Consider the following 25,981-nt stretch of genomic DNA (forward strand, 5'->3'; position numbering starts at 1 on the left):
CATAAAAAAGGGCGTCCCTCAGAACGCCCGTTTGCCATCGTTTATGTCGGCCGATAGGTTTCGGTCACTTGCGCGGTCTGATCGTTCGGAACCCTCAGCTCGATCGTCCTGGTCTCGATGCCGTTGGCCTGCTGTTGTTTGAAGTGCAGGGTTTCGAAGTAATACCTCATGCGCTCGGCACCGCCTTCGGCAAAGGCTGCGGTCGAACCGAACATCATCAGACTGGCAAGGATCAACGCGGTACGTTTCATGGTGTGCCTCCTACTGCGGATAGGGTGCTCTTTCGTCCATGAACCAATGTTGCCAAGCCATTATCCGCCGATTCCGTCAGCTGGATATGATCTGCGTCAGAGCTTCCAGTCCAGGCTCAGGGTGACCGTGCGCGGGTCACCCCAGTAGACGCCGTTGTAGAAGCCGACGTTGTCGTAATACTTCTTGTCGAACAGGTTATCGACGTTCAGCGAAGCTGACAGGTGCTGATCAAATGCGTAGCGCGACATCAGTTTGACCACCGTGTAGGCCTCCTGACGGATGTGGGTGCTGGCGGTAATGATCTCGCCATCGGCGCCACGGCCGACCGGGCGTCTGGCGGCGCGGTAGACGTCGCTTTGCCAGTTCACCGCGCCGCCCACGGTCAGTGCCTGCCAGTCGCCGGGCAAGCGATAAGCCGTGGAGAAGCGGAACATGTTCAACGGCTGGTTGGTGTTGTTGCGCTGCTTCTCGCCATTGGCCGAGTGGGTATAGGTGTAGCCGGCCGTCATGTTCCAGCCTGCCATCACTTCACCTGAGACCTCGGCTTCGAAACCCTGGACTTTGTTGCCTTTGCCGCCCGATTTGAAGAATTCCTCTCCGGTGACCGGGTCCGGTGGCACCGAGTCGTCGAGTTCGGCCACGTTATCCTGCTTGCTCCAGAACACCGCGGTAGCGAGGTTCAGTCGCTCTTCGAGCAGGCTGCCCTTGAGCCCCAGTTCATAGTTGCTGCCGACCACTGGCTCGAGGTAGTTGTGATTGCTGTCACGCTCGTCCTGCGGCTTGAAAATATCGGTGTAGCTGACATAAGCGGTGTATTCAGGCGTGATGTCGTAGAGCAGCCCGGCGTACGGTGTCCACATGTCGTTGTGCTTCTGGCTGGTGGATTCGACACCGGTCAGTTGCAGATTGCCGTCGTATTGGTTGGCCTTTCTTGAAATTTCCCACGTGCCATAGCGACTGCCGAGTACCGCGTGCAGGTCGTCGGTCAGGGTCAGGCGCGTGGCCAGGTAACCGGCCTTTTGCCGGGTGCTTTCATCGGAGCCTTTCAGGCCGGTGACGGTGTCCGGGAATTTGGGAATGCCACCCATGTACCTCCAGTCGGGGACTTTCTCGTAATCCGGCGACCGCGGGCCGTCTACCGTGTAAGGGTTGTCTTCGCTGCGTTCGGCTTCGCCATAGCCGATCATCATTTCGTGCTCACGCCCGAGCAGCGAATAAGGGCCGGACACGTTGAAGTCATAGGCTTTCATTTTTTGCGTGCCGACCATGTGGCTGACGTTGGCGATCATGCCGCTGCGATCGGCCTCGGGGAAGCCGCCACCGCCGTAGTAGATCTTGCCGGCGGTGTCACTCTCACGGTGGGTGTAAGCGGCCTTGAGGTGCCAGCCGGCGCCCAGTTGCTGGTCCAGCGTGGCAAACGCGGTCTTGTCTTTCAGTGGCCAGGAACTCCAAGGCGTGGCCATGTTGGTGGAGCGTCCGAGGTTGGCTTTGCTGCCGTCAGCATTCCAGTAGGGCACAGTGCCCCAAGAGGTGCCTTGCACCTGTTTGTTTTGGTAGTCGTATCCCACGGCCAGCACGGTGTCATCAGTCAGGTCGGCTTCGAGAATCCCGTAGCCGACCTCCCGTTGCAACGCGTACTTGTCTCGGTAGGAACCGCTGTCGCGATAAGCCAGCACACCGCGACCGCGCAGACGGCCGTCGAAGGCCAGCGGTCCGCCGACATCGACGTAACTGTAGTAATCGTCATAGCTGCCGCCGCTGACACCGGTCTGGGCCTCCCATTGTGCGGTCGGCCGTTTGCGCACCATGTTGATCGTCGCGGAAGGATCGCCGGCGCCCGTGGTCAGGCCGGTCGCGCCGCGAACCACTTCGATGCGGTCGTAAATAATGGTGTCGGAATCGGACTTCATGTAGCTGAAGGTGTTGAGCATTCCATCGATCTGGAAATTGTTGATCGAGTAACCACGGGACGAATAGCTGACGCGGTCCGAATCGTTGTGCTGAACCACCACGCCGGTGGTCTGGCTCATGGCTTCGGAAAGCGTGCCGAGTTTGAAGTCGTCCATTTGCTGGCGGGTGACCACGGACACCGATTGCGGCGTTTCCTTGATCGAGAGGTTGAGCCGCGTAGCGGTGCTCATGGCACCGGTGGTGTATGACTCGGTGTTTTCGGTGGTGCTGCCCAATCCCTGGGCTGTCACATTGGTTGCACCCAGTTCAAGGGTGTGGCTCGGCTCTTGATCCGGGGCGGTTTCAGCCAGCAGGTCGGGGCTCAGGGCAGCACTGCACAGGCCCAGGGTAAAGGTCATGGAACGGGTGATAGGCGCGAACATCGCAGCCGACTCCTTGTCTTCGAGGGAAAAATTCCGTTTGTTCAAAGACGAAGGGGGGAGAGGGGATTTAGGTCTAAACGAGAATTATTGTTATTTTAAGATGTTTCGGAGAGGTTATGGCGGGGGCTGGTGTAACCCTGTGGGAGCAAGCTCCCGCAGGGTTCTCGACTGAGTGAAAGATCGGCGCCGATCCCTCAGCGCATCATTTCTGCGCGACTGCCGGATCGGTCGGCGTGCTTTTCGGTTTCATCAGGCTGAAGTCGATCAGCGGGCGCGACTGACGCTCATACGGATTGCCGATCATCAACGGACGCGGCGTGAAGCTGTCGCTGACCAGGCTCTTGCTGCGGTCCAGCTCATCAAAACTCAGACCCGCCAAGTCCGCCCAGGTGTGGATCAGCTGCGAGCTGCTGTAAGGCCGCGCCAGGTCACCGGCAAAACTCCAGTCGTGGGTTTCACGCCATTTCGGCGAAGCCCAGGCCATGAACGGAATGGTGTACATCGGCGCCGTCGGCTTGGCCTCGTTGCGTCCCAGCGTGCTGTGGCCCACGGAGTCGAAGACATCTTCGCCGTGGTCCGAGAGGTACATCAGGAAGCCGTTCGGATCGGATTTGGCGTAGTCCTTGATCAGGCTGGACACCACGAAGTCGTTGTACAACACGGCGTTGTCATAGCTGTTGTACGTCGGCACCTGGTCGTCACGCACGCCGTCCGGCACGCCTTTGCGATCGGTGAACTTGTTGAAGGTCGGTGGGTACCGGTACTGATAGCTCATGTGCGTGCCGAGCAAATGCACCACGATCAGCTTGCGCGGTGCGGCGTCTGCCAGGGCCTTGTTGAATGGTGCGATGACGTCGCCATCGTACTGCGCGGCGTTCTGGTTGCGGTTGTTGTTCAGGTACACCTGCTCGTCGGCCTGTTCGGAGAACGTGGTGAGCATGGTGTTGCGCTTGGTCATGGTTTGCTGGTTGGTGATCCAGAAGGTCTTGTAACCGGCCTGTTTCATCATGCTGACCAGTGACGGCGTGGACAGGTAAAGGTCCGGGTTTTCTTCGTCGGCGAACGTCAGCACCTGCTGCAACGCCTCGATGGTGTAAGGGCGCGGGGTGATGACGTTGTCGAAGACCGCCATCTGATCCTTGAGCTTGTCCAGTTCCGGCGTGGTTTCACGCGGGTAGCCATAGAGGCTCATGCGCTGACGGTTGGTGGACTCGCCGATCACCAGCACCAGGGTCGCTGGCTGGTTGGCCATCGTGTCCTTGAGGTTCTTGAGCGGTGGGATCTTGCTCGCGCTGTCGAGCATGTCTTGCATGCCGGCCAGGGTGTCGAGGTAACGGTGATACGCCACTGCCATCTGCCAAGGCACCGCCGGCTCGATACGGGTTTCGAATTTTTCGAAGCCACCAGCCAGGCTGCCGGTACGCGCGGTTTGCTTGATCAGCGGGTAACCGACCACGGCCACCAGAATGGCGGTTGCAGCCACCAGCGCACGTCCACGGGGCATGTACACCGGGCGCAAGCGGGTCCACAGGAAATAAGCAAACAGCGTGTGGGCGAGGAACGCCGCCACCATCCACCAGGCGAAATACTGGGTCATGTACTCGCCCGCTTCACTGATGTTCGATTCGAACATGATGAAGATGACGCTCTGGGAGAATTCCTGCTGATAGATGAAGAAGTAACCCAGGCTGGCCATCGAGCAGGCCCACAGCACCACGCCGATCACCGCGGCCATGACGCGTGTCTGTCTAGGGAACAGCAGCATCGGCGCGAGCCAGATGGCGCTCATCACAAAGGCTTGGCGGAACCCGGTGAAGCCCGAGGTGCCCGTCAATTGAATGAGTAATTGGGTGATGCCGGAAAAATACCAGAAGAACAGGAACAACCAGAGAAATCCTGCCCAATCAAAACCTTTCGCAGTCGTATTGCTGCGTTTAAACACAGTCATTCAGCGCTCCAGCCAAAAATATCAAATCGCGTCGACCCGTCGGGAGCCTTCCATGTTGCCGACGAACGGAAACCGCGCGGATACCGAGCGGCCATAATGAGCCGGAGTATCAACACGTCGATGTGAAAACTTTGTGAGTTGCCGCAAACGGCAAGGCTGGGAAGCGGTGTCGGAAACAGCAGAAGGCTGTTTCCGAGTCAGGCGGGGGATCAGGCGTGTGGTGCGCGCGCGGTGACGGGCAAGGGCTGAGCCGAAGAGCTTTGTGTGAGTAAGCGCAGCTGCGCGAGCTCCTGCTTCAACAGGTCGCGCTCTTCTTTCAACTGGCGCAATTCATCACGACGGATCGTGACGTAAAGGGTTTGTGCTGGCCGTGCTGCTTGTACTGTGCCCATTGCTCACCTCGCAAATGGCGTGCATCAACTGTAAAACCGCCCCGACATCGGGTGCTGTATTACTATCGGCACCGATTTTGATTTCTTTTGCCCCTGAAGGGAACTTTTTTATTTTTCATGGTCGTTGTGTCTTGAGTTCGATTTCCGACGTTATCAGTCAGGATCGGGCACAATGCCCGGAAACTTCACGCCAACGCTCTGGACTAACCCTCATTGGTCGCGTTGGGCTATAACCTTTGACACACTTTATTTGTAGTAGGGAGCATCAGCACATGCAACTCGGGATTATTGGACTGGGCCGCATGGGCGGAAATATTGCGCGTCGCCTGATGCTCAACGGGCATACCACCGTTGTTTACGACCGCAATACCGCCTTCGTCGACACCCTGGCAGCAGAAGGCGCCAAGGGCGTCATCGACTTGCCGGCGCTGGTCGCAGGCCTGGCCAAGCCACGTGCGGTGTGGGTCATGCTGCCGGCCGGCGCGCCGACCGAAGACACCATCGACTCCCTGAGCACCTTGCTCGAAGCCGGCGACACCATCATCGACGGCGGCAACACCTTCTATAAGGACGACATCCGCCGGGCGAAAACCCTGTCGGAAAAAGGCCTGCACTACGTCGATGTCGGCACATCCGGCGGCGTCTGGGGCCTGGAGCGCGGTTACTGCATGATGATCGGCGGCGAAGCCGAGGTGGTGAAACGCCTAGATCCGCTGTTCGACAGCCTGGCCCCCGGCATGGGCGACATCCCGCGTACCAAGGACCGCAAGTCGGAAGACGATCGCGCCGAGCGCGGTTACATCCACGCCGGCCCTGCAGGTTCTGGCCATTTCGTGAAGATGATCCACAACGGCATCGAGTACGGAATGATGCAGGCCTTCGCCGAAGGCTTCGACATCCTCAAGACCAAGGCCAGCGAAAACCTGCCGGAAGACCAACGTTTCGACCTGAACGTGGCCGACATCGCCGAAGTCTGGCGCCGTGGCAGCGTGGTGTCGTCGTGGTTGCTCGACCTGACCGCCGACGCACTGGCCAGCGATCCGAAACTCGACGGGTACTCCGGCTCCGTGGCTGACAGCGGTGAAGGCCGCTGGACCATCGAAGCCGCCATGGAGCAATCGGTGCCTGTACCGGTGCTGTCGAACTCGCTGTTCTCACGCTACCGTTCGCGCGGCCAAGGCACCTTTGGCGACAAGATCCTCTCGGCCCAGCGCTTCGGCTTCGGCGGCCACGTGGAGACTTCGAAAAAATGACCCGTCTGATCCGCAATAAATCGAAAGCAGAACCCGCACCACCGACCACGCTGTTTCTGTTCGGTGCCCATGGTGACCTGGTCAAGCGCTTGCTGATGCCGGCGCTGTACAACCTGAGTCGCGACGGTCTGCTAGGCGATGGACTGCGGATCATCGGCGTTGACCACAACGCCATCAGTGACGAAGCCTTTGCGCAGAAGCTTGAAGATTTCATCCGCACCGAAGCGGCCACCAAAGTCGGCAAGGGCGATGAAGCCCTTGACCCGGCGCTGTGGGCCAAACTGGCCAAAGGCATCAGCTACGTCCAGGGCGATTTCCTGAACGACAGCACATATCAAGCGCTGGCGGCGAAAATCGCCGCCAGCGGCACGGGCAATGCGGTGTTCTACCTGGCGACCGCGCCACGTTTCTTCAGTGAAGTGGTGCGCCGCCTCGGCGCCGCCGGCTTGCTGCAAGAGACACCCGAAGCGTTCAGAAGGGTGGTGATCGAAAAACCGTTCGGCTCCGATCTGCACACCGCCGAAGCGTTGAATGCATGTCTGCTCAAGGTGATGTCGGAAAACCAGATCTACCGGATCGATCACTACCTGGGCAAGGAAACCGTGCAGAACATTTTGATCAGCCGGTTCTCCAACAGCCTGTTCGAAGCGTTCTGGAACAACCATTACATCGACCACGTGCAGATCACCGCCGCCGAAACCGTCGGCGTGGAAACCCGTGGCAGTTTTTATGAACACACGGGCGCCTTGCGGGACATGGTGCCCAATCACCTGTTTCAGTTGCTGGCGATGGTCGCGATGGAACCGCCGGCAGCCTTTGGCGCCGATGCGGTCCGTGGCGAGAAGGCCAAAGTGGTCGGCGCGATACGTCCGTGGTCCACGGAAGAGGCACGGGCCAACTCGGTGCGTGGCCAATACACGGCCGGCGAACTCGATGGCAAATCCTTGGCGGGTTATCGTGAGGAAGCCAACGTAGCGTCCGACAGCAACACTGAAACCTACGTCGCGCTCAAGGTCATGATCGACAACTGGCGTTGGGTCGGCGTGCCGTTTTACCTGCGCACCGGCAAACGCATGAGTGTGCGTGACACCGAGATCGTCATCTGCTTCAAGCCTGCGCCCTACGCGCAGTTCCGCGATACCGAGGTCGATGAGCTGCAACCGACCTACCTGCGGATTCAGATTCAACCCAACGAAGGCATGTGGTTCGACCTGTTGGCCAAGCGGCCCGGGCCGGCCTTGAAAATGGCCAACATCGAGTTGGGTTTTGCCTACAAGGATTTCTTTGAAATGCAGCCGTCCACCGGCTACGAAACGCTGATCTACGATTGCCTGACGGGTGATCAGACGCTGTTCCAGCGCGCCGACAACATCGAGAACGGCTGGCGCGCCGTGCAGCCATTCCTCGATGCCTGGCAGCAGGACGCGAGCGTGCAGCGCTATCCGGCGGGCGAGAACGGCCCGGAAGCGGCTGATGAACTGCTGGCCCGCGACGGTCGCGTCTGGCACAGCCTCGGATGAGTGACGTCACGCCACAATCCATCCGTTTTCTGCTGAGTGACATGGACGGCACTTTACTGCTGCCCGATCACAGCCTCAGTCAGCGCACCATCGAGGCCGTCCGTTCGTTACGTGAGGCCGGCGTGCTGTTCAGTCTGGCCACCGGGCGTCCACCGAAAGCCATGCTGCAGCAGATCGAAGCCCTCGGTGTCGACCTGCCGACGGCGGCATTCAATGGCGGCACGATCGTCCATCCGGACGGCAGCGTGCTGGTCGCGCATTATTTGCCGGCCACGGCTGCGCTGACGGCATTGGCGCTGTTTGCCGATCAGGCGGACGTGGAAATCTGGGTGTTCAGTGGCGGTGACTGGTTGCTGAAAGACCCGCACGGGCCGATGGTCCCCCGCGAGCAGCACGGCCTCGGCTATCCGCCGGTGGTGGTCGAGAGTTTCGAGCCCTATCTGACGCGCATCGACAAGATTGTTGCCACCAGCCACAACACGCAGTTGTTGATTGAGCTGGAAGCCCAGCTGCTGCCGAAAGTGGAAGGCCAGGCACAAGTCTCGCGGTCGCAACCGGTGTACCTGGACGTGACAGCGATGCTCGCCAACAAGGGGGCCGCACTGGCGACACTGGCGGAGTTTCTCGGTGTGCCGCTGGAGCAGACTGCCGCGATGGGCGATGGCGGCAATGACCCGGCGATGTTTCATCGTGCCGGGTTGTCGATTGCCATGGGGCAGGCGGAAGAAGCGGTGAAGCGCCAGGCCGACGTGGTGACAGGTGCCAATACCGAAGACGGCGCGGCCCAGGCGATCGAGCAATACATCCTCAACGTGGATTAAACCGCGTTATCGTTCTTCGCGGGCAAGCCTCGCTCCTACACTGACCTGTGGGAACGAGGCTTGCCCGCGAAGGCGTCAAACCTGCTAACTCAAAGCCAGAAACTCACGGCGTACCAACCCAGCACACCCATCACCACCGTGTACGGCACCGCCATCCACACCATCCGCCCATACGACAGGCGAATCAGCGGCGCAATCGCCGACGTCAGCAAAAACAGAAACGCCGCCTGGCCATTGGGTGTCGCCACGCTCGGCAAGTTGGTGCCGGTATTGATCGCAATGGCCAGCGTTTCAAAATGCTCGCGGCTCATGTGGCCGGAGATGAACGCCTGTTTCACTTCGGTGATGTAAATGGTCGCCACAAACACGTTGTCGCTGATGGCCGACAGCAAGCCGTTGGCAATGAACAACATGCCCGGCTGTTGATCGGCCGGCAGCGCCAGCACCCACTGGATCAGCGGCGTGAACAGCTGCTGATCGTGGATAACCGCAACCACCGCGAAGAACACCACCAACAGGGCCGTGAACGGCATCGCGTCCTTGAACGCGTTGCCGATGCGGTGCTCGTCGGTGATGCCGGTGAAGGCGGTGATCAACACGATCACCATCAAGCCGATCAGGCCGACCTCGGCGATATGAAACGCCAGCCCGGCAATCAGGATCAGCGCCGCCGCGCCTTGCACCAGCAAGGCTGCGCGCTGGCGTGAAGTGCGTTCGGCATTGTCTTCGGCGGCATAGTTGGCCAACACCGCGCGCACGTTGTCCGGCAGCAGCGTGCCATAACCGAACCAGCGCAATTTCTCTAACAGCACGCACGTCACCAGGCCCGCTGCCAGCACGGGCAGCGACACCGGGGCGACCTTCAGGAAAAACTCGGCGAAGTGCCAGCCCATTTCATGGCCGATCAACAGGTTCTGCGGCTCGCCGACCAGCGTACAGACGCCACCCAATGCCGTGCCCACAGCGCCGTGCATCAGCAGGCTACGCAGGAAAGCACGGAACTGATCGAGGTCGTCATGGTGCAATTTGGGCAGGTGCTGGTCATCGCTGAACTCACTGTCCTGACGCGGATCATTGCCCGAGGCGACGCGGTGATACACCGAGTAAAACCCCACGGCGGCACTGATGATCACCGCCGTCACCGTCAGGGCGTCGAGGAACGCCGACAGAAACGCCGAGAGAAAGCAGAACATCAAGGCCAGCAGGGCCTTGGAACGAACCCCCAGCAGCAGGCGCGAGAACAGAAACAGCAGCAGGTCTTTCATGAAGTAGATGCCCGCCACCATGAACATCAGCAGCAGGATCACCGGAAAGTTGTGTATCAGTTCGTCATAGAGCGCCTGTGGCGTGGTCATTTTCAGCAGCAGCGCTTCAATCAGCAGCAACCCGCCGGGCATCAGCGGATAACATTTGAGCGCCATGGCCAGGGTGAAGATGAACTCCAGCACCAGGAGCCAACCGGCTGCTACCGGACCGACGGTCCACAACACCAGGGCGTTGAGAATCAGGAAACCGACAATGCTCGCCTTGTACCAGCGAGGCGAGTGGCCTAGAAAGTTGTGCGCGAAGGCCTGGGCCATTGAACCGGACATCGGCTACTCCTTGTATTAAGAAGCGCGCAACTTGCCGTAAGCCGACGGGAAGATCAAGTGGGGGGAAAGTCGTTGGCTTAGCCGAGATAGCGCACCACAACCGCCCGGTAGTTGCCGTCCAGCGAATAACCGCCTACGACGATGCCTCCATTCGGCTGAACGGCCACTGATGTGGCGGTGTCCAGGCTGCGCCCCAGACGGGTGCGAACCCAACAAGTGCCCTCGGCAAAACCAGGGTCGAGTTGCCCGCCCGGCAAGTACCGAGCCAGAAGAAAGTCGGCTTCGACTCCGCCAATCGTGGCGCCAACCGCCAGTACACGGCCGTCCGGCTGGAGTTGGGCGGCGTTCCACTGGCAGCCACTGGGTCCGATTTTCAGCAGGTGTGGCTGGCCACCGTTGCAATGAACGTCCGGGCGACCGTTGCTGTGCAGTGTCAGCGCCAGGCAATGCATCGGGTCGCGGCTGCTGCCAAAACAATGCAAATCACCATTTTCCTGCTGGACGATCTGGCTGACCTGAGCGCTGTGCCCCTCAACACTGAAAGTCATGAAACCATCCACGGCGAAGTGATCATCCAGACTGCCGTCGGGCAGGTAGCGCGCCAGCAAGCCTTCTTCAGGGAAGTTGATCGATCCACCGACCATGATCCGGCCGTCCCGCTGCAACAGCAGGCTGCTGAGCCAGGTGTTCATCAGCAAATGCCTGACCATGACAAAGCCGCGGCCGTTGAAGGAGGTATCGAGCTCGCCAGCGTCGGTCAGGCGAATCAGCAGGCCGACGTGATCGGCCAGTTCGAAAGGGTGATTGGCCAGCAGCAGGATTCGGCCGTCAGCCTGTACCTGGACGTCGCAGGCTTCGGCCCCCGGTACGCCGGGAGGGAGCCAGGCGTCGCGCACGCCCTGGGACAGATTCCCCGGCAGGCGTATGACACAGCATCCATTGTCGCCAAAGTCCCTGACCGGGTGACCTTGCGCGTCGAACATCGCCAAGGCCGGCAGCGTCCGATGAGCGTCTTCATAGTGCAGGCCGGCGACCAGGATGTTCCCGTCGCCCAATACAAGGACTTTTCCCGCCATGGCCTCATGACCGCGCTGAAATTGCCCGATGACGCTGCCATGAGTGCCGAATGCCAGGTCTGCCGAACCGTCTTCAAGCAAGCGAGCCAGGCCAAAGCAATGGCCGCTTCGAGTGCCGACTTTCGCCGCTACCAGTACGCGACCGCTCGAGTCGATCGCCACGCCGTTGGCGATGCTCGACGTACTGCCGGCGAAATACACTTGGGTTTTGCCATTGGAGGCGAAGCTTTTATCGAGGAGGCCGGCCGTGCGCTGCGCGGCAGGTCGGGCAAAAGCAGTCAGGGTGGGCATGCGCGCATCTCCTTGCGAGCTGACCGAAACCCGGGAACCGGGAGGGCAACTGCGTGTGCAGAACATTCAATCCCTGAACGCTCGATTGCACAACTGTCACAACTCACAGGTGGAGGGTCGCTTTGTGCCAGAACAGTGACTTTTCGAACCACTGACAAGCCTGCCAAGTAATTCGTGGCGGGCAAGTTGGAATGGGGGGGCGTGACGAGCGACGTAGTTCGCTAAAAGAAAGGAGAAGAGGCGGACAACTTAAGTCATCCGCCAACGTCCTTAGTGTGGCATCGACCACGATTGCAGGGTGTAACCTTCCTCGCTCAGTTCGGCGCGAGCTTCTTCAAGAATGTGTTCAAGTTGCGCGGGGTCGGAATAAGTACTGCTCGGAATTTGTGTGCGGCCAATGTGGGTATTGGTGCGGTCGATAATGGTCAGGCTGAGTTCGCCATTGCCGTCTTGTGGGGCCCAGGCCACGCATTGAAAAGGTTGGAATGCGCGGTTGGCAATCAAAAGAGCTTCGTTGATACGGAGCGGGGCAGTCATGGGGTCTTCTCTCTATATGCCCAATCAAGTGACAGGCCGTCGGTTGGGCTTACCGTTCGGCTGGTTACTTGTACTGATGCCCTCAACCGGGGGTCAGGTCACACTCAATCAAAAGAAATTTCAACTTTCTTTCATATACTCAATGGCAGAGCGGTTTTTGAAAGCTGAATGAAAGGTTGAACTCGTTAGGTAACTAACAAACTCATTCTTATAACTAATAATGCGGTGTTCCTATAGTCAAACGGTACAAGGGTGCGTCAAATTCTTGCTAATGTTACAGCCAGATCCGCCAAACGACTGTTTTTAATAATATTTCCTAAAGTTTGGCGTCAAGGAACAGTCATGATCGAAACGCCTGCGTTACGACGTCTGTTAGTAGTGGATCCCTGCGACGACTGCTATCGTCTGCTGCCGGGTCTGCGCTCTGTGGGCTGGGATGTTGACAGCTGTTCCCTGGAGAACGCCGCCGACCGAACGTGCGACGTCGGCCTCCTGCGATTACAACCTTTTCATCTGGAACGCCCGGAAGCGGTCAAAGAACTGATCAGCCGCAGCGGTACCGAGTGGATCGCCGTGCTCAACCAGGAAGTCCTGCGCCTGCAAAATGTCGGAGATTTCGTTTGCGAATGGTTTTTTGACTTCCATACCCTGCCGTTTGACGTGTCCCGGGTGCAAGTCACGCTGGGCCGCGCGTTCGGCATGGCGCGCCTGCGCGGACAGGGCACGATTCATATTGATCAGCCTGAGCACGAGCTGCTTGGCGACAGCAAGCCGATTCGCGAGCTACGCAAGTTACTGAGCAAGCTGGCGCCTACCGAGTCGCCGGTATTGATTCGTGGTGAAAGCGGAACCGGTAAAGAATTGGTCGCCCGCACGCTCCATCGACAATCCCAGCGTCACAACAAGCCGTTTGTGGCGATCAATTGCGGGGCCATTCCCGAACACTTGATTCAGTCGGAGCTGTTTGGTCATGAGAAGGGCGCCTTTACCGGCGCCCATCAACGCAAGGTCGGTCGGATCGAAGCGGCGAATGGCGGCACATTGTTTCTCGATGAGATCGGTGACCTGCCACTGGAGTTGCAAGCCAATCTGCTGCGCTTTCTGCAGGAGAAACATATCGAGCATGTCGGCGGCAGCCAGCCGATTCCGGTGGATGTGCGGGTGTTGGCGGCGACTCATGTCGACCTTGAGGCAGCCGTCGAGAAAAAAACCTTCCGTGAGGATTTGTACTACCGCCTTAACGTATTGCAGGTCGTCACCGCGCCGCTGCGTGAGCGTCATGGCGACTTATCCATGCTGGCCAACCACTTTTCCCACTTCTACAGCCATGAAACCGGCCGCCGCCCCCGCAGCTTCAGCGACGACGCCTTGATTGCCATGGGCAAGCACGACTGGCCGGGTAATGTTCGCGAGCTGGCCAACCGGGTACGTCGCGGGTTGGTACTGGCCGAAGGCCGGCAGATCGAAGCGCGAGACCTTGGGCTGATCAGCCAGCACGTCATTCCTGCGCCGATGGGCACGCTGGAAGACTACAAGACCCGCGCTGAACGCCAGGCCTTGTGCGATGTACTCAATCGCCACAGCGATAACTTGAGCATCGCCGCCAAAGTGTTGGGGATATCCAGGCCGACCTTTTACCGTTTGTTGCACAAACATCAGATCCGTTAGACGCAGATTTAATGTTCCACATACAAAAGCCCCGCTGGGATTGAAGTCGCAGCGGGGCTTTGTTGTGGTGGATCAGAAGTAGTACGGGAATTTCAGGCTGAAGGAAAAGTCTGGCGAGTCGTCGGTCAGGCCGATGGCCAGGTTGGGTACGATCGTCAGGTTATCGGAGGCGGCCAGGGTCATGCCGATGTTGAAGTTGGCCGAGTTGTAGTCGCTGTTGGAAATCGACTGCCAATCACCACCGTCCGGCCTGATCTTGCTCTTGCGGGCGAACTGATCGGTGAACGAGAACGACATACTCATCTTCTCGTTCAAGGCGAAGGCAATGCCGGCGCCGATCTGCCAGGAATCGCCCAGCTTCACGTCCCCTTTCACCTTGGAGCCGACCTGAGGGCTGATGTCGCTGAAAGAGTCCTGAACGTTGTAGGTGTAGGACAGGCTGCCGAACAGCACGGCAGGGTCGAAGGTCTTGACCAGCGAGATACCCGGGGTGATCGCCCAGACACCATTGCCGGTCGGCAAATCCTCGGGGACCGAGAGGTTATCGTTGGTAGGGTCGCTGACCAGCTTGATGCCGTAGGGGTCCTTGCCGGTCGGCGCCTTGACGCGCAGTGTAGCGACCGCATCGGGCAGGCTGACCGACTCATCCAGAAACTTGTAGGCTACGCCAACGTTCACATCGCCGATGGTCGGGTCGCGAGTCACGGTGGCGTCAGACGTCACCGGACCAGCGCCACCAGCGCCGCCGGAGGAGTACGTTGATTCGCGGTAAACCACGGGGACGTTAATGTCGAACTGCCAACGTTGTGCCACGTTGTAGCGGGCAGTCAGGTCCAGGGTCCAGTTGTCGGCCTTGATGCGGTCGAGGTTGATGTTGCCGAGGAAAATCGAGTCCAGTGCCAGGAAGCCGTTAAGCGTCAAGGCGCGGGTATCGTAGTGCGTGTAGGTCAGGCCGGTTTCGACGCTGAACTTGCCGCCACCGAAGAAGCCGCTGGCTTCGTCATACAGGTTGGAAACGCTTTGCGCAGGTTCCGAATCGTCCTTGAGCGATTGGCCATAGGAGCTGCCGGTGGTGCCCGGCGCACCAGCGGCGACCGCCTGGTTACCCCGGGAGGGTTCGGCGGGGGATTTGGTCAGGCGCTTGGGAACTGGTGGCTGCGGTGTTTCTTCGACTTGGCGAACGCGTTGCTCAAGTACCATCAACGCGTTCTGTTGTGCTTCGTAACGCTGTTTCAACTCCATGAGTTCTTGTTTTAGGATTTCGACCTGGGGGTCCGGTGCTGCGTATAGCATTGTGGCCGGGGCCAGGCTACTCAAACATACCAAAGCTCTGAACGTTGAAGATCGTTGCATGGGTTAGCCGTCCCTTCTGACTACATCTGATGAGACTGAGCGTAGATCAGAATCCGAGAGTGCGAAGACCTTTGAGCTGGTCCAGATTGCCGCTCACCGATCCGGCTGACGGCACGTTGTCACGCAGCACGACATTGAAGGATGTGAGGTTGCGGACCTGGTTGCTACTGCCGAGCAATGTCGTGTTCTGCATCAGGCCACCCTGGGCCAGGCGTTGTACGGTATTGCCCTGGTTGTTGTTGGCCACGATGTTGAATTGCACACCCGTACCGTTCGAGGAAACGCTCATTGAGCCCGCGCCATTGGCGCCGACCAATGTCGTGCCTGCGGCCAGTGCCTGGCCCTGCTGTTGCGTTGCTGGCGCTTGGTTTGCCTTGGTGACGTTGATATCAACGTTGTTGTAGGCCGTATTGTTGTCGCCGGCAGCCCGTACGACTTGAGTCACGCCTTCGGTGGTATTGAGGCCGTTGCCGCCAGTGACGGTGCCGGTGCCCGTGCTGGCGCCTTGCGAACGGGTCGATCCATTCCCTTTTTCGTCGATCATCGACACATAAAACTGTGGCTTGATGGTCGATTGTTGAATTTGCATCGTGGACGTTGCCCCGATCACTTCACCATTGGCATTTTGCCAAGTGCTGGTCATCGAAATGCCGAAACTGATAATCCGTCCTGGCATGACATAACGGCCACGCAGGGTTGCCAACTCCTGATCCTTCAGTTCAATGGGTTTGAACGTCTGTGCCTGGGTCGGCAGGCTGGCGGCCAGGCAGACCACGGCCAGCCAGATTGGAGTCTTCATGGGATGCTCCCGGAGCGTCGTGCTCCCTTGTTATTAGAAGAAGTCGCTTTGGATAAATCCAAAATCCATCAACTCTGCGTCCTGCACCGGGCTAAAGGCGTTGACGCGGTTCCTGGCGGTCAGCGGCATGGGCGGGTCGAGCAACGCATTGGTTTTGTCGTAACCCTGGCCGATGACGGCAAAGATGATGCCGTTCCAGCCTTTGATGAAGTCGTCGACTTTGTAGCGTTTATGACCGAGCACCGGATCTCCGATGTAGACCCAGCCCTGATGGACTCTTTGCATGACCACAAAGTGTTTGTAGCCACGGATATCCATGAGGACCACTACCGGGATTCTGATATCACTCAACGTTTCCGGTGCTACCCGATAGCCACGGGCTCGCATGCCGATGCTTTCCACGTAACGCTTCATGTCGAGCATGGAGAATCCCTGGACACGGACAAGATCTTGATCGGAGTGTGCCAGCATGCCTTCGATGATCTGTTCTTCATTCACGTCCAGCCAATAGGCTTGGCGCAAGATGGTCGCCAGCGCCGCAGCGCCGCAACTGAAGTCGGTTTTCTGTTGTACCAGGTCGGCAAATTTGCGCTCGCGAACGCTCTGGATCGGCTTGTACACCAACGCGCCGCCCGGCAGGATGGAGAGCGGCATTTGTGCGGCCTCGATCACAGTGGCCACGCAAAGCAAAAATGCCAAGGCGAGAATACGCATGATTGGACGCCCTCTGGTGATGTTGAAAAAGGCCCCCGTAAGGGGGCCTCCAGAGACAGCATTTAGAACGATTGGTTGGAAATGGCCAACGAGTTGCTTTGTTGGTTGCCCACACCAGCCGCCACGTTGACGCCCAGGTTGCCACTGCCGCCATTCACCGAACCGCTCAGGGTTGCAGTGTTGGTCACAGGGTTGGCCCAGCCAGTTGGAGTCAGCACTTGATAAGAGTAGGTGTTGCTCAAATCATAAGAGCTGCTTTCACTGTAGCTTTTCGCTTTTGCATACTCAGACTCGGACGATTGACTGCCCGATTTTTCGTACGAGGAGTCAGACGACTTCGAGTACGACTTGTCATACGATTTTTCGAACGACGAATCGCGCGATCTGTCGTACGAGGAGTCGCGCGATCTGTCGTACGAAGAGTCGTGCGATCTGTCATACGATTTGTCTATCGATGCATCAAGCGTCGCGTCGAGCGATGCGTTAAGCGATGCGTCGGAAGACGAGCTGCGGGTGCGGTCGCCGAAGCCAAAATTGACGGTAGTGGAGTTGGAAGCCGCCGAAGTAGCGTCCAGCGTAGCGTTCAAGGAAGCACTCAAAGAAGCGCTCGAAGAACCGCTTGCACTACTGCTGTTGGAACCGCTGGCATTGCTGCTGTTGGAACCGCTGGCATTACTGCTGTGAGAACCGCTTATATCAACGCTTTTTGACCCGCTGGCGTCATAGCTTTTGGAACCGGCTTTGTTCCAGCTGGAAGAAGCGCTTTGACTGCCGCTTGCCTCAAACGACTTATCTTTGGAGAAACTGCCGCTCGCCGTATTGGTAACGGTGATCGTATCAACGCGGTAGGTCCGATCAGCGTTGTTGTTCACGATCAGGCCGGGACCGTTTTGAACGGCGGACGCGGTGGCGGTTGCATTACCCAGTGGAGCATTGGCGTTGGCAATTGCCATGGTATTTTTCTGCTGGTTCAAATCGCCGCCAGCAATGTTGATACCCATGTTGCCGCTGCTACCGCCGCCGGATCCGCTCATCACGGCAGAGTTGGTGGAGCCAAAGTTGTCGACGCGGTTATTGTTGCTGACTTGCCTCACGTCAGCGGTGGCAGTGGCCGTGCCGAACACAAAGCTGTTATCGATCGCGGCGTTGTCGGAGGCTGCGTTGGCGATGGCGGCGGCGTTGTCTTGCTGGTTGCCGTTACCTGCCGCCACGTTGACGCCGACGTTGCCGCTCGCGCCTGCGGCCGAACTGCTCATCTCGGCCGAGTTTTCTGTCCCTTCATTCCAGATGCTATTGCCGGTACTGTTCTGCCGGTCCGTCGCATTGGCAGTCGCATTGATTGGGACCATTCTTGCAGGAGGGGTTTGTTGTTGGCCACCGTTGTGATGACCATGATGGTTGCCACGCCGATCATTTTGCCCAGCTTGTACAGCAACAGCCATGACCGCAGCAATTGCGAAAACCAGAGGCTTTAGTGCCATCGAAGGTTTCATGGTGATTCTCCGTACTTTATTTTAGGTTAAGTGTTGTTTCTTACCTTTTCGGGTCAATCCACGACCCTTACGCTCAGGGTATTGGCCATTCGGTTTCCCACCCCGGCGCTCTGATTCAACTGGATCACCCCACGGCTACCGGTGAATGCCTGGTCACTGGTAGTGACCAGGCGATGGCCTGGTGCAGAGTCAGTTGGATCGGAGTTGTTGAGCAGCGCCACGTTCTGTTGCATGAGGACGCTGTCGTCGATGCTTTGCGGCTGTTTACTAATGCTTATCCGCAGTGCGTTGGCTTGCTGGTTACTGGCGCCCGCGCTCTGGTTGACACCCAGTACGCCGTTGCCGTGACTGAAGGAGTCACCCTGGATGTTGGACTGGGCATCAATTCTGGGGTCGACAACGGTGCGCAAACGCTGGCGAATCTGCGTGGTCGCACTGGCATTGGTACCAATAGCGATGGCCCTGGCGTTGGCCTGTTGCTGAAGATCGCCCGCCGCCTGGTTGACCGTGAGGTTGCCTTGGTACTGCATACCCGAGCCGTCGATGTCGGCGTTGTTGATGACGGGAGGTTGGGCAAAGGTCGATGCACTGCAAAACATGGCGATCATCAGCAGCGAACGATTCATCTTAACGGTCTCCCGTTATGATTTTCAGAGCACCCAGGCCTTGCTGGATGTTGGAATTGACCATGTTGGCAATGCCATTGCCTGAATTTCCCGAACGTCCGGCAGGGAGGTTAGACAGTTGGGTTTGGTTGCTGATGTTGCCGCCCAGGTTGTTAGTGTTTTGAGTGACCAGGCGGTTGATGCCTGCACCACTGGCAACGTTGGCAAAATCGCCGTCGCTCAACTCGTTCGTTTGCTGGAGAATTTGTCTGGACGGGTTGGCATTGACGGTCGTGGGGTTAGGGTCGGGGATGAGCGGCGGGATGGTTGCGTTGCGGGTCTGCACATCACGTTTGATAGTTATGATGCCGTTGTCAGCCTGCACGGGCAGGCAGACTGTTGAGCCCAGTGCGCATCCGATCAGCAGGCTAAAGATGCTTCTATCAAATTTCCCCACGGCGGCAATTCCTTCTGTAAATGGAACGCTGGCCCTTATCAGCGTTGCGAGGTAGAGAGCAGAAGGTGTGCCGCTTTCGGTTATTCGTTTAAAAACAAGTGGTTGGATTAAATTGTCGGGGTGGTCAAAAAAATTGTGTAACGCCACTGAGACAGAGCTACGCAAAAACGACATCCATGCGGGCGGCGGTGCACGCTGGGGGCGTTGAACGCAGGTTGTATCAGAGGCTTAACATTTTCTTGCAGGAACGCTCGGGCCGCTTTAGTTCGCGGGTTTGCGTGGGATTGGGTGTTTCAGGAATGGACAGTTGCAGCGGGGCGGGGCACTCCGGTCAGGCCTTGAGCAAACGTGTCACAGCCTCGAATGCGGCGTCCTTGCGCTGTTGCCAGTCACCTTGCAGCACCTGACAAGGTTGGCGGTGCAGGTCAAGCCATGCACGGCTGGCCTGAAAAAACGCCTGGCGTTCTGCCAGTTGCGGCTGGCAACGCTGCCCGTCGTCATGCCAGGCCACGGTTTCAGGGCTCAGCAGCAAATGCAGGTCGTAGTGCCGGGCCAGCAAGGCTTGCTCGATCCATGCCGGGCAATCGCTAAACAACGTGCGACTCCAAAGGATATTGCTTAAGAGGTGCGTATCGAGGATCAGCAGTGACGGTTGCCTGGCGCGTGCTTCGTCCTCCCACGAAAGCTGGCCATGAGCTATCGATGTAATGTCATCGTAGCGGGTTTCACGGGCTTCGCTGTCGATAAAGTGTCGAACGTACTCATTGACTAATATGCCGCCAAAATTGGCGTGAATCTCGCCCGAAAGCCAGCTTTTACCGCTGGATTCAGGGCCCGCGAGCACCAGCACTTTCATGCGCGCAGAGCCGAGTCGGCGCGCCATTCACGCCAACCTTGAACGGCCAGCAGCAGGAACAGTGCATAGAGGGCGGCGGTCAAGTACATGTCCTTATAAATGAACAGCCCGACGAAAATCACATCGACGGCGATCCACAACGGCCAGCATTGCACGCGTTTTTGCGCCATCCATAACTGCGCCACAAGGCTGAAACCGGTCAGCGCAGCATCAAGCCAGGGCTGCGCGGCATCTGTCCAGTGCGCCATGGCGGCGCCCAGCAGCAGACTGCCGATGGCACCGGCCGCAAGGCCCGCAGCGATCGATTTGCTCTCAAGCCGACTGACCTGCCGGCCGCTATTGGCTTCGCCCGCGCGGGTCCATTGCCACCAGCCGTAGAGCTGCAGCGCGGCGTAGATCACTTGCAGGAGCATGTCCGAATACAGCTTCACTTCAAAAAAAATCCAGCTATAAAGCAGCACCATGACCAGGCCGATCGGCCAGCACCAGGGGTTCTGTTTGACCGTCAACCAGACGGCGATCACGCCGAGGGTGGCGGCAAACAGTTCAAGCCCGGACATGGAGGTTCCTTGGTGAAAACGAAAGAGGGGGGCGGATTGTACCCAGAGAGAAGGCCAATGCGGTAGCAACCCGAAACTGGCGTCTGACGCACACTTGTGGCGAGGGAGCTTGCTCCCGCTCGGCTGCGAAGCAGTCGCAAAGGCGCTATCCCGGTTTACCTGAAAAAACGGGATTGCCTATTTCAGGGCCGCTTCGCGGCCCAGCGGGAGCAAGCTCCCTCGCCACAGGGTTCTGTGTCTGCTTTTACACGCGGAACTGTTTGAGCAGGCTGTTCACCTGCTCGCTCAAGTCCTTGAGCCGAACGCTGGCCACACTCGATTGCTCGGCCGCCAGCGCAGTGCTGTGGGACAAGCCTGCCGCCTGGGTGACGTTCTGATTGATGTCTTCCACCACATGGGCTTGCTGCAGGGTTGCACTGGCGATTGATGCGTTCAGCCCGTTGAGGTTGCGCAGCGCCTGACCGATGGCATTGAGGCTGGCGCCGGCCAGACCGGCCTGTTCGATGGTCAGTTGCGAGGCTCGACTGCTGTCGCCGATCACTTTCACCGCCGCTTCGGAGTGAGTCTGCAGGCGCTCGATCATCGACTGGATCTCCGCCGTGGACTTCTGGGTACGCTGGGCCAACAGGCGCACTTCATCGGCCACCACCGCAAAGCCACGGCCTTGTTCACCGGCGCGGGCAGCCTCGATGGCGGCGTTGAGTGCCAGCAGGTTGGTTTGCTCGGCGATGGAGCGGATCACCTCCAGGACACTGCCAATCTGGGTGCTTTCAGCGGCCAGTGTGCGAATCACTTCCACGGCTTGATCGATGGTGCCGGACAGTTTGTCGATCTGCTGCAAGCTGCCATCAATATTGATCTGCCCCTGCTGCGCCTGGGATTCGGCATCGCGCATTTCGCTGGCCGCATGCTCGGCATTCTTGGCCACGTCCTGCACACCGTAAGTCACTTCGTTGATCGCGGTCGCCACCAGCTCCATCTGCTGGGACTGTTGCTGACTGCGTTGCTGGGCCTGGGCGGCGTCATTGCCCAGTTCGCTGGACGACTGGCCCAGGGCGCTCGCGGACACTTGCAGCTCGCTGATCACCCCTCGCAGTTTGGCAGTGAAGGCATTGAAGTGCCGGGCCAGTTGCGTGACTTCATCCTGGCCATGGGTGTCGAGGCTGCGGGTCAGATCGCTTTCGCCGCTGGCGATGTTGGCCATGGCGTTCACCGTGTCCTGAAGCGGTCGCACGATACTGCGAGCGATCATGATCACCAGCAACGCCATGATCAGCGCAATCACCAGGCCGACGAACGAAGCCTTCCAGACCTGGCCGTAGAACTCGGCCTGCATGTCATCGATGTACACGCCCGAACCGATCACCCAGCCCCAAGGCTCGAACAATTTGACGTAGGAGGTTTTCCCGACCGGGTCGCTGGCGCCCGGCTTAGGCCAGCGGTAGTTGACCGTACCGGCGCCTTTGGTTTTGGCGACGGCCACCATTTCGTTGAACAGCGCAAAACCGTCCGGGTCGCGGATCGCCGAGAGGTTTTGTCCATCGAGTTTGGGGTTGGCCGGGTGCATCACCATCACCGGCGTCAGGTCGTTGATCCAGAAATAGTCGTTCTGGTCATAACGCAGCCCGCGCACGGCGGTCAGTGCCTGCTTCTGCGCGGCATCGCGGGTGAGTGTGCCGGCGGTTTCCAGGCCGTGGTAGTAAGTCAGAATGCCGCTGGCGGTCTGCACTACGTGCTGGGTTTTCTGGGCTTTTGCCTGGTATAGATCGGTATGGATCTGCTTGAGCATCAACACGCCCAACGTCAACAACATCAATACCGACACAATCAAGATGAGCCACAAGCGTCGGCTGATCGACACACTGCGCAAGCTGTTCATAACGCTGTCACTCCGATTTCTTTTTCTTGTAATAAACGATTGCCAGCATCCAACCACGCTTTGCCGGTCGGGCCTATACGACCCAAGTCTCATTACGCGGCAGCGTTATCGGGGCTTGTCTGATAGGATTTCGGCCCCGCGCGGAAAAACCTGAATCCAAGTTGATTTTTCACGGAGTTTTTACGGCTCCGTCTGGATCCTTTGCGCGCGGGACTTCAGCTACGCTTGGCGCGGTGAACGCTTAAAAAACTAATGGGGCATGCCTTGGCGCATCGCCTTTGGGGGATTGATGGAACTTTGGACCGCCTTGCAGGCATTGATTTTAGGGGTTGTAGAAGGGCTGACGGAATTTTTGCCCATTTCCAGTACCGGTCACCAAATCATAGTCGCGGACTTGCTCAACTTCGGTGGCGAACGCGCGATGGCTTTCAACATCATTATCCAGCTCGGGGCGATCCTGGCGGTGGTGTGGGAATTTCGCCGAAAGATCTTCGACGTGGTCGTCGGTTTGCCGACACAACCAAACGCCCGGCGTTTTACCGCCAACCTGTTGATCGCGTTCCTGCCTGCGGTGGTATTGGGGGTGATTTTTGCCGATCTCATCCACGAATACCTGTTCAACCCGATCACCGTGGCCACGGCCTTGGTCGTGGGCGGGATCGTGATGTTGTGGGCGGAGCAGCGTCAGCATGAAGTGCATGCCCACACTGTCGACGAAATCACCTGGAAAGATGCCTTGAAAGTCGGTTTCGCCCAGTGCCTGGCCATGATTCCCGGGACCTCGCGTTCCGGCTCGACCATCATCGGCGGCTTGCTGTTCGGGTTGTCGCGCAAGACGGCCACCGAGTTCTCGTTCTTTCTGGCGATGCCAACCATGGTCGGTGCGGCGGTGTATTCGGGCTACAAATACCGCGACCTGTTCGTACCGGCTGATCTTCCGGTGTTTGCGATCGGCTTCGTCACGGCGTTCATCTTCGCGATGATTGCCGTCAGAGGCTTGCTGGTGTTCATCGGCAGCCATAGCTACGCGGCATTCGCCTGGTATCGCATTGCGTTCGGCCTGTTCATCCTGGCCACCTGGCAATTCGGCTGGGTCGATTGGGCCGCCGCACGCCCATGAATGACTCCAGCGCGCGCAACAATCCCGGACGCAGGTCCGGGGGCGAGCGGGTCCAGCACCCTCGGCTGAAATTGCTGGTGTTGGCGATCCTGTGCGCGCTGCCGCTGACGGGTTCAATGTCGTTGTGGCTGCATGGGGTGTCGCTGATTCCGCTGGCGGCTTACGGCATCGTCAGCGTGCTGGCGTTCTTCCTGTACTGGAGCGACAAACGCAAGGCTCGCGCCGACAGCTGGCGGACACCGGAAAATGTGTTGCACGCGGTGGAGCTGGCGGGCGGATGGCCGGGTGCCTTGCTGGCCCAGCAAGTGTTTCGGCACAAGACTCGCAAGGTCTCGTTCCAGCTGGTGTTCTGGCTCATTGTGCTGATGCATCAGGTGTTCTGGATCGACCAGCTGTTCCTCGGCGCTCACCTGTTTGCGCTGCTTTAAAGCAACAGGCTGACCTGGGTGCGCTTGGGCAGCTTGCTCACCACCAGTTGATGGGAACGTTGCAACAACGCCCGAAGTTCCTCGGATCCCAGCGGGTAGGGCGTTTGCATGATGATCCACTGGGCCCGCGCCAGGTACGGCGCCGGGTGAATCCCCGGGCGGTCGCAATGCCCGAGGAACAGATCCTTGTCGACCTTGAAGGCCAGGGAATCGCCGCGCAGGTTCTGCAAGGCGAACATCTTGTTCCCGGCAATCGAAAACACCCGAACGCCTCCCCACTTGTAGTCTTCCCGCGCACCGGGCAGCGCGAGACAGAACTGCGCGACGTCCTCTTCGCTCATGCGTCCAGCCTTCATATCAATCGGTCCCCACAGGCATTGAATGATTCGATCAAATGGTCGATCCAGGCGCGCACGGCCGGCATCACCCCGCGCCGATGAGGGTAGACCGCTTGCAGCCAGCCGCCAGGCAATGACCAATCGGGTAGCAACTGCACCAGCGAACCATTTTCCAGCTCCTGTTCGCAATACATCATCGGCAGCATGGTGAACCCCTGGCCGGCGAGCGTGCAGGCCTTGCGCACGATGAAATCGTCAATGCCCAATCGCGCTTCCAGGCTCAAATCGTAGCTTTTGCCCTGCTGATCGAGCATGCGAATGTGCACCAGACGGTCGGCTTCCAGCGCACCAAGCACCGGCAAGGATTTCAGGTCTTCGGGGTGGTTGATCTCACGTCCGTGCAGGAAGGCCGGGCTGGCGACCATCGCCATCTGTGCCTGGCGCAAGCGACGGGTCACCAGCAACGGATCTTCATCGCCCAACTCACGGACCCGCAGCGCGACATCGACGCCTTCGGTGACCAAGTCGACCCGGCGATTGAGCAACATGACTTCCAGTTGCACCTGAGGGTGTTTTTCGAGGAAGCGGCTGATTACCGTCGGCAGCATTTCGTGGGCCAGCCCGACGGGGCAGGACACCCGCAAGCGTCCGCGAGGTTCGCTGGACATACTCGCCACGGCTTCATCGGCCATCTCGGCTTCCAGCAGCATCGCCTGACAGTGCCGCAGGTAACGTTCGCCCACCGCCGTCAGCTTGAGTTGCCGGGTGGTACGTTGCAGCAGGCGCGCGCCGAGGCGTTCTTCCAGCTCGGCAATGCGTCGCGACAATCGGGATTTGGGAATCCCCAGCAAACGCCCGGCTGCGGCGAAGCCACCGGCTTCGACAACTTTGGCGAAATAGTAAAGGTCGTTGAGGTCTTGCATGATTGGAAATCCGATTGTTCTATCAGTGGGACGAACTATCGCATTGTTGCGGACTAATCAGCTATTGGTTTCATCTGTAGGATCCTCCCCATCAGATCGCCCGGTGGCGATCCTCACCTGGAGATCCCTTATGAAACTGCTGCATATCGATTCGAGCATTCTTGGTGACAACTCGGCTTCCCGTCTGCTGAGCAGCGAAGTCGTCAAAGCCTGGCAAGCCGCCGAGCCAACCGCGGTGGTGACCTACCGCGATCTGGCCGCCGATGCCATCAGCCATTTCTCCGCCACCACCCTGGTTGCCGCCGGCACCACCGCTGAACTGCGCAACGCCGCGCAACAGCACGAAGCCGAACTCAGCGCCACCACCCTGGCCGAATTCCTCGCGGCCGACGCCGTTGTCATCGCAGCGCCGATGTACAACTTCACCATCCCGACCCAACTCAAGGCCTGGATCGACCGCATTGCCGTTGCCGGCCAGACCTTCCGCTACACCGAAGCGGGCCCTGAAGGCCTGTGCGGTGGCAAGAAAGTCGTGATCGTCTCGACGTCCGGCGGTCTGCATGCCGGTCAGGCGACTGGCGTTGCGCACGAAGAGTACTTGAAGGTGCTGTTCGGCTTCATCGGCATCACCGACATTGAGTTTGTTCGTGCCCATGGCCTGGCCTACGGTGACGAAGTGCGCACCAAAGCCATGAGCGATGCCCACACGCAAATCAGTGAGCAATTGTTCGCCGCCGCGTAAGGCTTGCGTAAAGCGCTCAAACAGCTCAGGC

General features: G+C 58.8%; 25 protein-coding genes. 7 read left to right on the forward strand and 18 right to left on the reverse strand.

The annotated features are described in order from the left end of the window. Positions 1-41: 41 nt before the first annotated feature. From FHL16_RS06555 to FHL16_RS06570, 4 genes are all read right to left on the reverse strand, one after another. The gene (locus FHL16_RS06555) at positions 42-251 is read right to left on the reverse strand and encodes a hypothetical protein (RefSeq protein WP_010460570.1); all 210 of its coding nucleotides are present in this window, start codon (positions 249-251) and stop codon (positions 42-44) included. 96 nt (positions 252-347) lie between these two features. After that, entirely contained in the window at positions 348-2,585 is a 2,238-nt protein-coding gene (locus tag FHL16_RS06560; RefSeq protein WP_077747793.1) for a TonB-dependent siderophore receptor, read from the reverse strand. Between the two features lie 202 nt (positions 2,586-2,787). Next, positions 2,788-4,533: a phosphoethanolamine transferase CptA gene (locus FHL16_RS06565; protein WP_077747794.1), complete on the reverse strand. Its 1,746-nt coding sequence runs from the start codon at positions 4,531-4,533 to the stop codon at positions 2,788-2,790. A gap of 209 nt (positions 4,534-4,742) precedes the next feature. Next, positions 4,743-4,925, reverse strand: a complete 183-nt coding sequence (locus FHL16_RS06570) for a DUF6026 family protein (RefSeq protein WP_077747795.1) — start codon at positions 4,923-4,925, stop codon at positions 4,743-4,745. A 272-nt stretch (positions 4,926-5,197) separates the two neighbouring features. Between FHL16_RS06570 and gnd the strand changes: the two genes are divergently transcribed. From gnd to FHL16_RS06585, 3 genes are read left to right on the forward strand one after another with little or no spacing between them, the layout of a single operon-like run. After that, complete coding sequence (gnd, locus tag FHL16_RS06575; protein ID WP_010460565.1) at positions 5,198-6,178, forward strand: phosphogluconate dehydrogenase (NAD(+)-dependent, decarboxylating); 981 nt, start codon at positions 5,198-5,200, stop codon at positions 6,176-6,178. Next, positions 6,175-7,698 (forward strand): glucose-6-phosphate dehydrogenase, encoded by a 1,524-nt coding sequence (gene zwf / locus FHL16_RS06580; protein WP_077747796.1) that lies wholly within the window; start codon positions 6,175-6,177, stop codon positions 7,696-7,698. The genes gnd and zwf overlap by 4 nt, the downstream gene beginning before the upstream one ends. Continuing rightward, a complete protein-coding gene (locus FHL16_RS06585) occupies positions 7,695-8,519 on the forward strand; it encodes a Cof-type HAD-IIB family hydrolase (protein WP_077747797.1) in 825 nt (274 codons plus the stop codon). Before zwf ends, FHL16_RS06585 begins: the two co-directional genes overlap by 4 nt. An 89-nt stretch (positions 8,520-8,608) precedes the next feature. Here the strand turns inward: FHL16_RS06585 and nhaB are convergent, their stop codons facing one another. From nhaB to FHL16_RS06600, 3 genes are all read right to left on the reverse strand, one after another. Beyond that, the gene (gene nhaB, locus FHL16_RS06590) at positions 8,609-10,111 is read right to left on the reverse strand and encodes a sodium/proton antiporter NhaB (RefSeq protein WP_010460560.1); all 1,503 of its coding nucleotides are present in this window, start codon (positions 10,109-10,111) and stop codon (positions 8,609-8,611) included. 77 nt (positions 10,112-10,188) lie between these two features. Next, a complete protein-coding gene (locus FHL16_RS06595; RefSeq protein WP_077747798.1) occupies positions 10,189-11,478 on the reverse strand; it encodes a hypothetical protein in 1,290 nt (429 codons plus the stop codon). Positions 11,479-11,748: 270 nt separating this feature from the next. Next, positions 11,749-12,015 (reverse strand): hypothetical protein, encoded by a 267-nt coding sequence (locus FHL16_RS06600; protein ID WP_010460556.1) that lies wholly within the window; start codon positions 12,013-12,015, stop codon positions 11,749-11,751. Between the two features lie 342 nt (positions 12,016-12,357). Between FHL16_RS06600 and FHL16_RS06605 the strand changes: the two genes are divergently transcribed. Beyond that, the gene (locus FHL16_RS06605; RefSeq protein ID WP_010460554.1) at positions 12,358-13,683 is read left to right on the forward strand and encodes a sigma-54 dependent transcriptional regulator; all 1,326 of its coding nucleotides are present in this window, start codon (positions 12,358-12,360) and stop codon (positions 13,681-13,683) included. A gap of 72 nt (positions 13,684-13,755) precedes the next feature. Here the strand turns inward: FHL16_RS06605 and FHL16_RS06610 are convergent, their stop codons facing one another. The 9 genes from FHL16_RS06610 to FHL16_RS06650 form a co-directional block, all read right to left on the reverse strand. Next, positions 13,756-15,036 (reverse strand): hypothetical protein, encoded by a 1,281-nt coding sequence (locus tag FHL16_RS06610; RefSeq protein ID WP_010460551.1) that lies wholly within the window; start codon positions 15,034-15,036, stop codon positions 13,756-13,758. 46 nt (positions 15,037-15,082) lie between these two features. After that, complete coding sequence (locus FHL16_RS06615; protein WP_010460550.1) at positions 15,083-15,835, reverse strand: hypothetical protein; 753 nt, start codon at positions 15,833-15,835, stop codon at positions 15,083-15,085. A gap of 33 nt (positions 15,836-15,868) precedes the next feature. Further along, the gene (locus FHL16_RS06620; protein WP_077747799.1) at positions 15,869-16,549 is read right to left on the reverse strand and encodes a C39 family peptidase; all 681 of its coding nucleotides are present in this window, start codon (positions 16,547-16,549) and stop codon (positions 15,869-15,871) included. Between the two features lie 62 nt (positions 16,550-16,611). Beyond that, on the reverse strand, positions 16,612-18,042 hold the full coding sequence (locus FHL16_RS06625; protein WP_042932036.1) for a hypothetical protein: 1,431 nt from the start codon (positions 18,040-18,042) through the stop codon (positions 16,612-16,614). A 53-nt stretch (positions 18,043-18,095) separates the two neighbouring features. Beyond that, complete coding sequence (locus FHL16_RS06630) at positions 18,096-18,668, reverse strand: adhesin (RefSeq protein ID WP_077747800.1); 573 nt, start codon at positions 18,666-18,668, stop codon at positions 18,096-18,098. Position 18,669: 1 nt separating this feature from the next. Beyond that, complete coding sequence (locus tag FHL16_RS06635) at positions 18,670-19,104, reverse strand: hypothetical protein (RefSeq protein ID WP_010460541.1); 435 nt, start codon at positions 19,102-19,104, stop codon at positions 18,670-18,672. Between the two features lie 331 nt (positions 19,105-19,435). Then, a complete protein-coding gene (locus tag FHL16_RS06640) occupies positions 19,436-19,960 on the reverse strand; it encodes an AAA family ATPase (protein ID WP_010460539.1) in 525 nt (174 codons plus the stop codon). Continuing rightward, a complete protein-coding gene (pnuC, locus tag FHL16_RS06645; RefSeq protein WP_077747801.1) occupies positions 19,957-20,520 on the reverse strand; it encodes a nicotinamide riboside transporter PnuC in 564 nt (187 codons plus the stop codon). The genes FHL16_RS06640 and pnuC overlap by 4 nt, the downstream gene beginning before the upstream one ends. Positions 20,521-20,764: 244 nt before the next feature. Then, a complete protein-coding gene (locus tag FHL16_RS06650) occupies positions 20,765-22,399 on the reverse strand; it encodes a methyl-accepting chemotaxis protein (protein ID WP_077747803.1) in 1,635 nt (544 codons plus the stop codon). A gap of 289 nt (positions 22,400-22,688) precedes the next feature. Between FHL16_RS06650 and FHL16_RS06655 the strand changes: the two genes are divergently transcribed. After that, positions 22,689-23,519, forward strand: a complete 831-nt coding sequence (locus FHL16_RS06655; protein ID WP_042932039.1) for an undecaprenyl-diphosphate phosphatase — start codon at positions 22,689-22,691, stop codon at positions 23,517-23,519. Next, the gene (locus FHL16_RS06660; protein ID WP_077747804.1) at positions 23,516-23,947 is read left to right on the forward strand and encodes a DUF1294 domain-containing protein; all 432 of its coding nucleotides are present in this window, start codon (positions 23,516-23,518) and stop codon (positions 23,945-23,947) included. The genes FHL16_RS06655 and FHL16_RS06660 overlap by 4 nt, the downstream gene beginning before the upstream one ends. On the opposite strand, the gene FHL16_RS06665 is transcribed toward FHL16_RS06660, so the two are convergent. Both FHL16_RS06665 and FHL16_RS06670 read right to left on the reverse strand, forming a co-directional pair. Continuing rightward, positions 23,944-24,303 (reverse strand): MmcQ/YjbR family DNA-binding protein, encoded by a 360-nt coding sequence (locus FHL16_RS06665; protein ID WP_077747805.1) that lies wholly within the window; start codon positions 24,301-24,303, stop codon positions 23,944-23,946. The two genes, FHL16_RS06660 and FHL16_RS06665, sit on opposite strands and share 4 nt — an antisense overlap. Continuing rightward, the gene (locus tag FHL16_RS06670) at positions 24,300-25,208 is read right to left on the reverse strand and encodes a LysR substrate-binding domain-containing protein (RefSeq protein WP_010460527.1); all 909 of its coding nucleotides are present in this window, start codon (positions 25,206-25,208) and stop codon (positions 24,300-24,302) included. Before FHL16_RS06670 ends, FHL16_RS06665 begins: the two co-directional genes overlap by 4 nt. Before the next feature lie 130 nt (positions 25,209-25,338). Between FHL16_RS06670 and FHL16_RS06675 the strand changes: the two genes are divergently transcribed. Next, positions 25,339-25,950, forward strand: coding sequence for an FMN-dependent NADH-azoreductase (locus FHL16_RS06675; protein WP_077747806.1), 612 nt, complete (start codon positions 25,339-25,341; stop codon positions 25,948-25,950). Positions 25,951-25,981: the final 31 nt, after the last annotated feature.

The organism is Pseudomonas sp. FSL W5-0299 (genome assembly GCF_005930655.1).
Classification (GTDB): Bacteria; Pseudomonadota; Gammaproteobacteria; order Pseudomonadales; family Pseudomonadaceae; genus Aquipseudomonas; species Aquipseudomonas mandelii.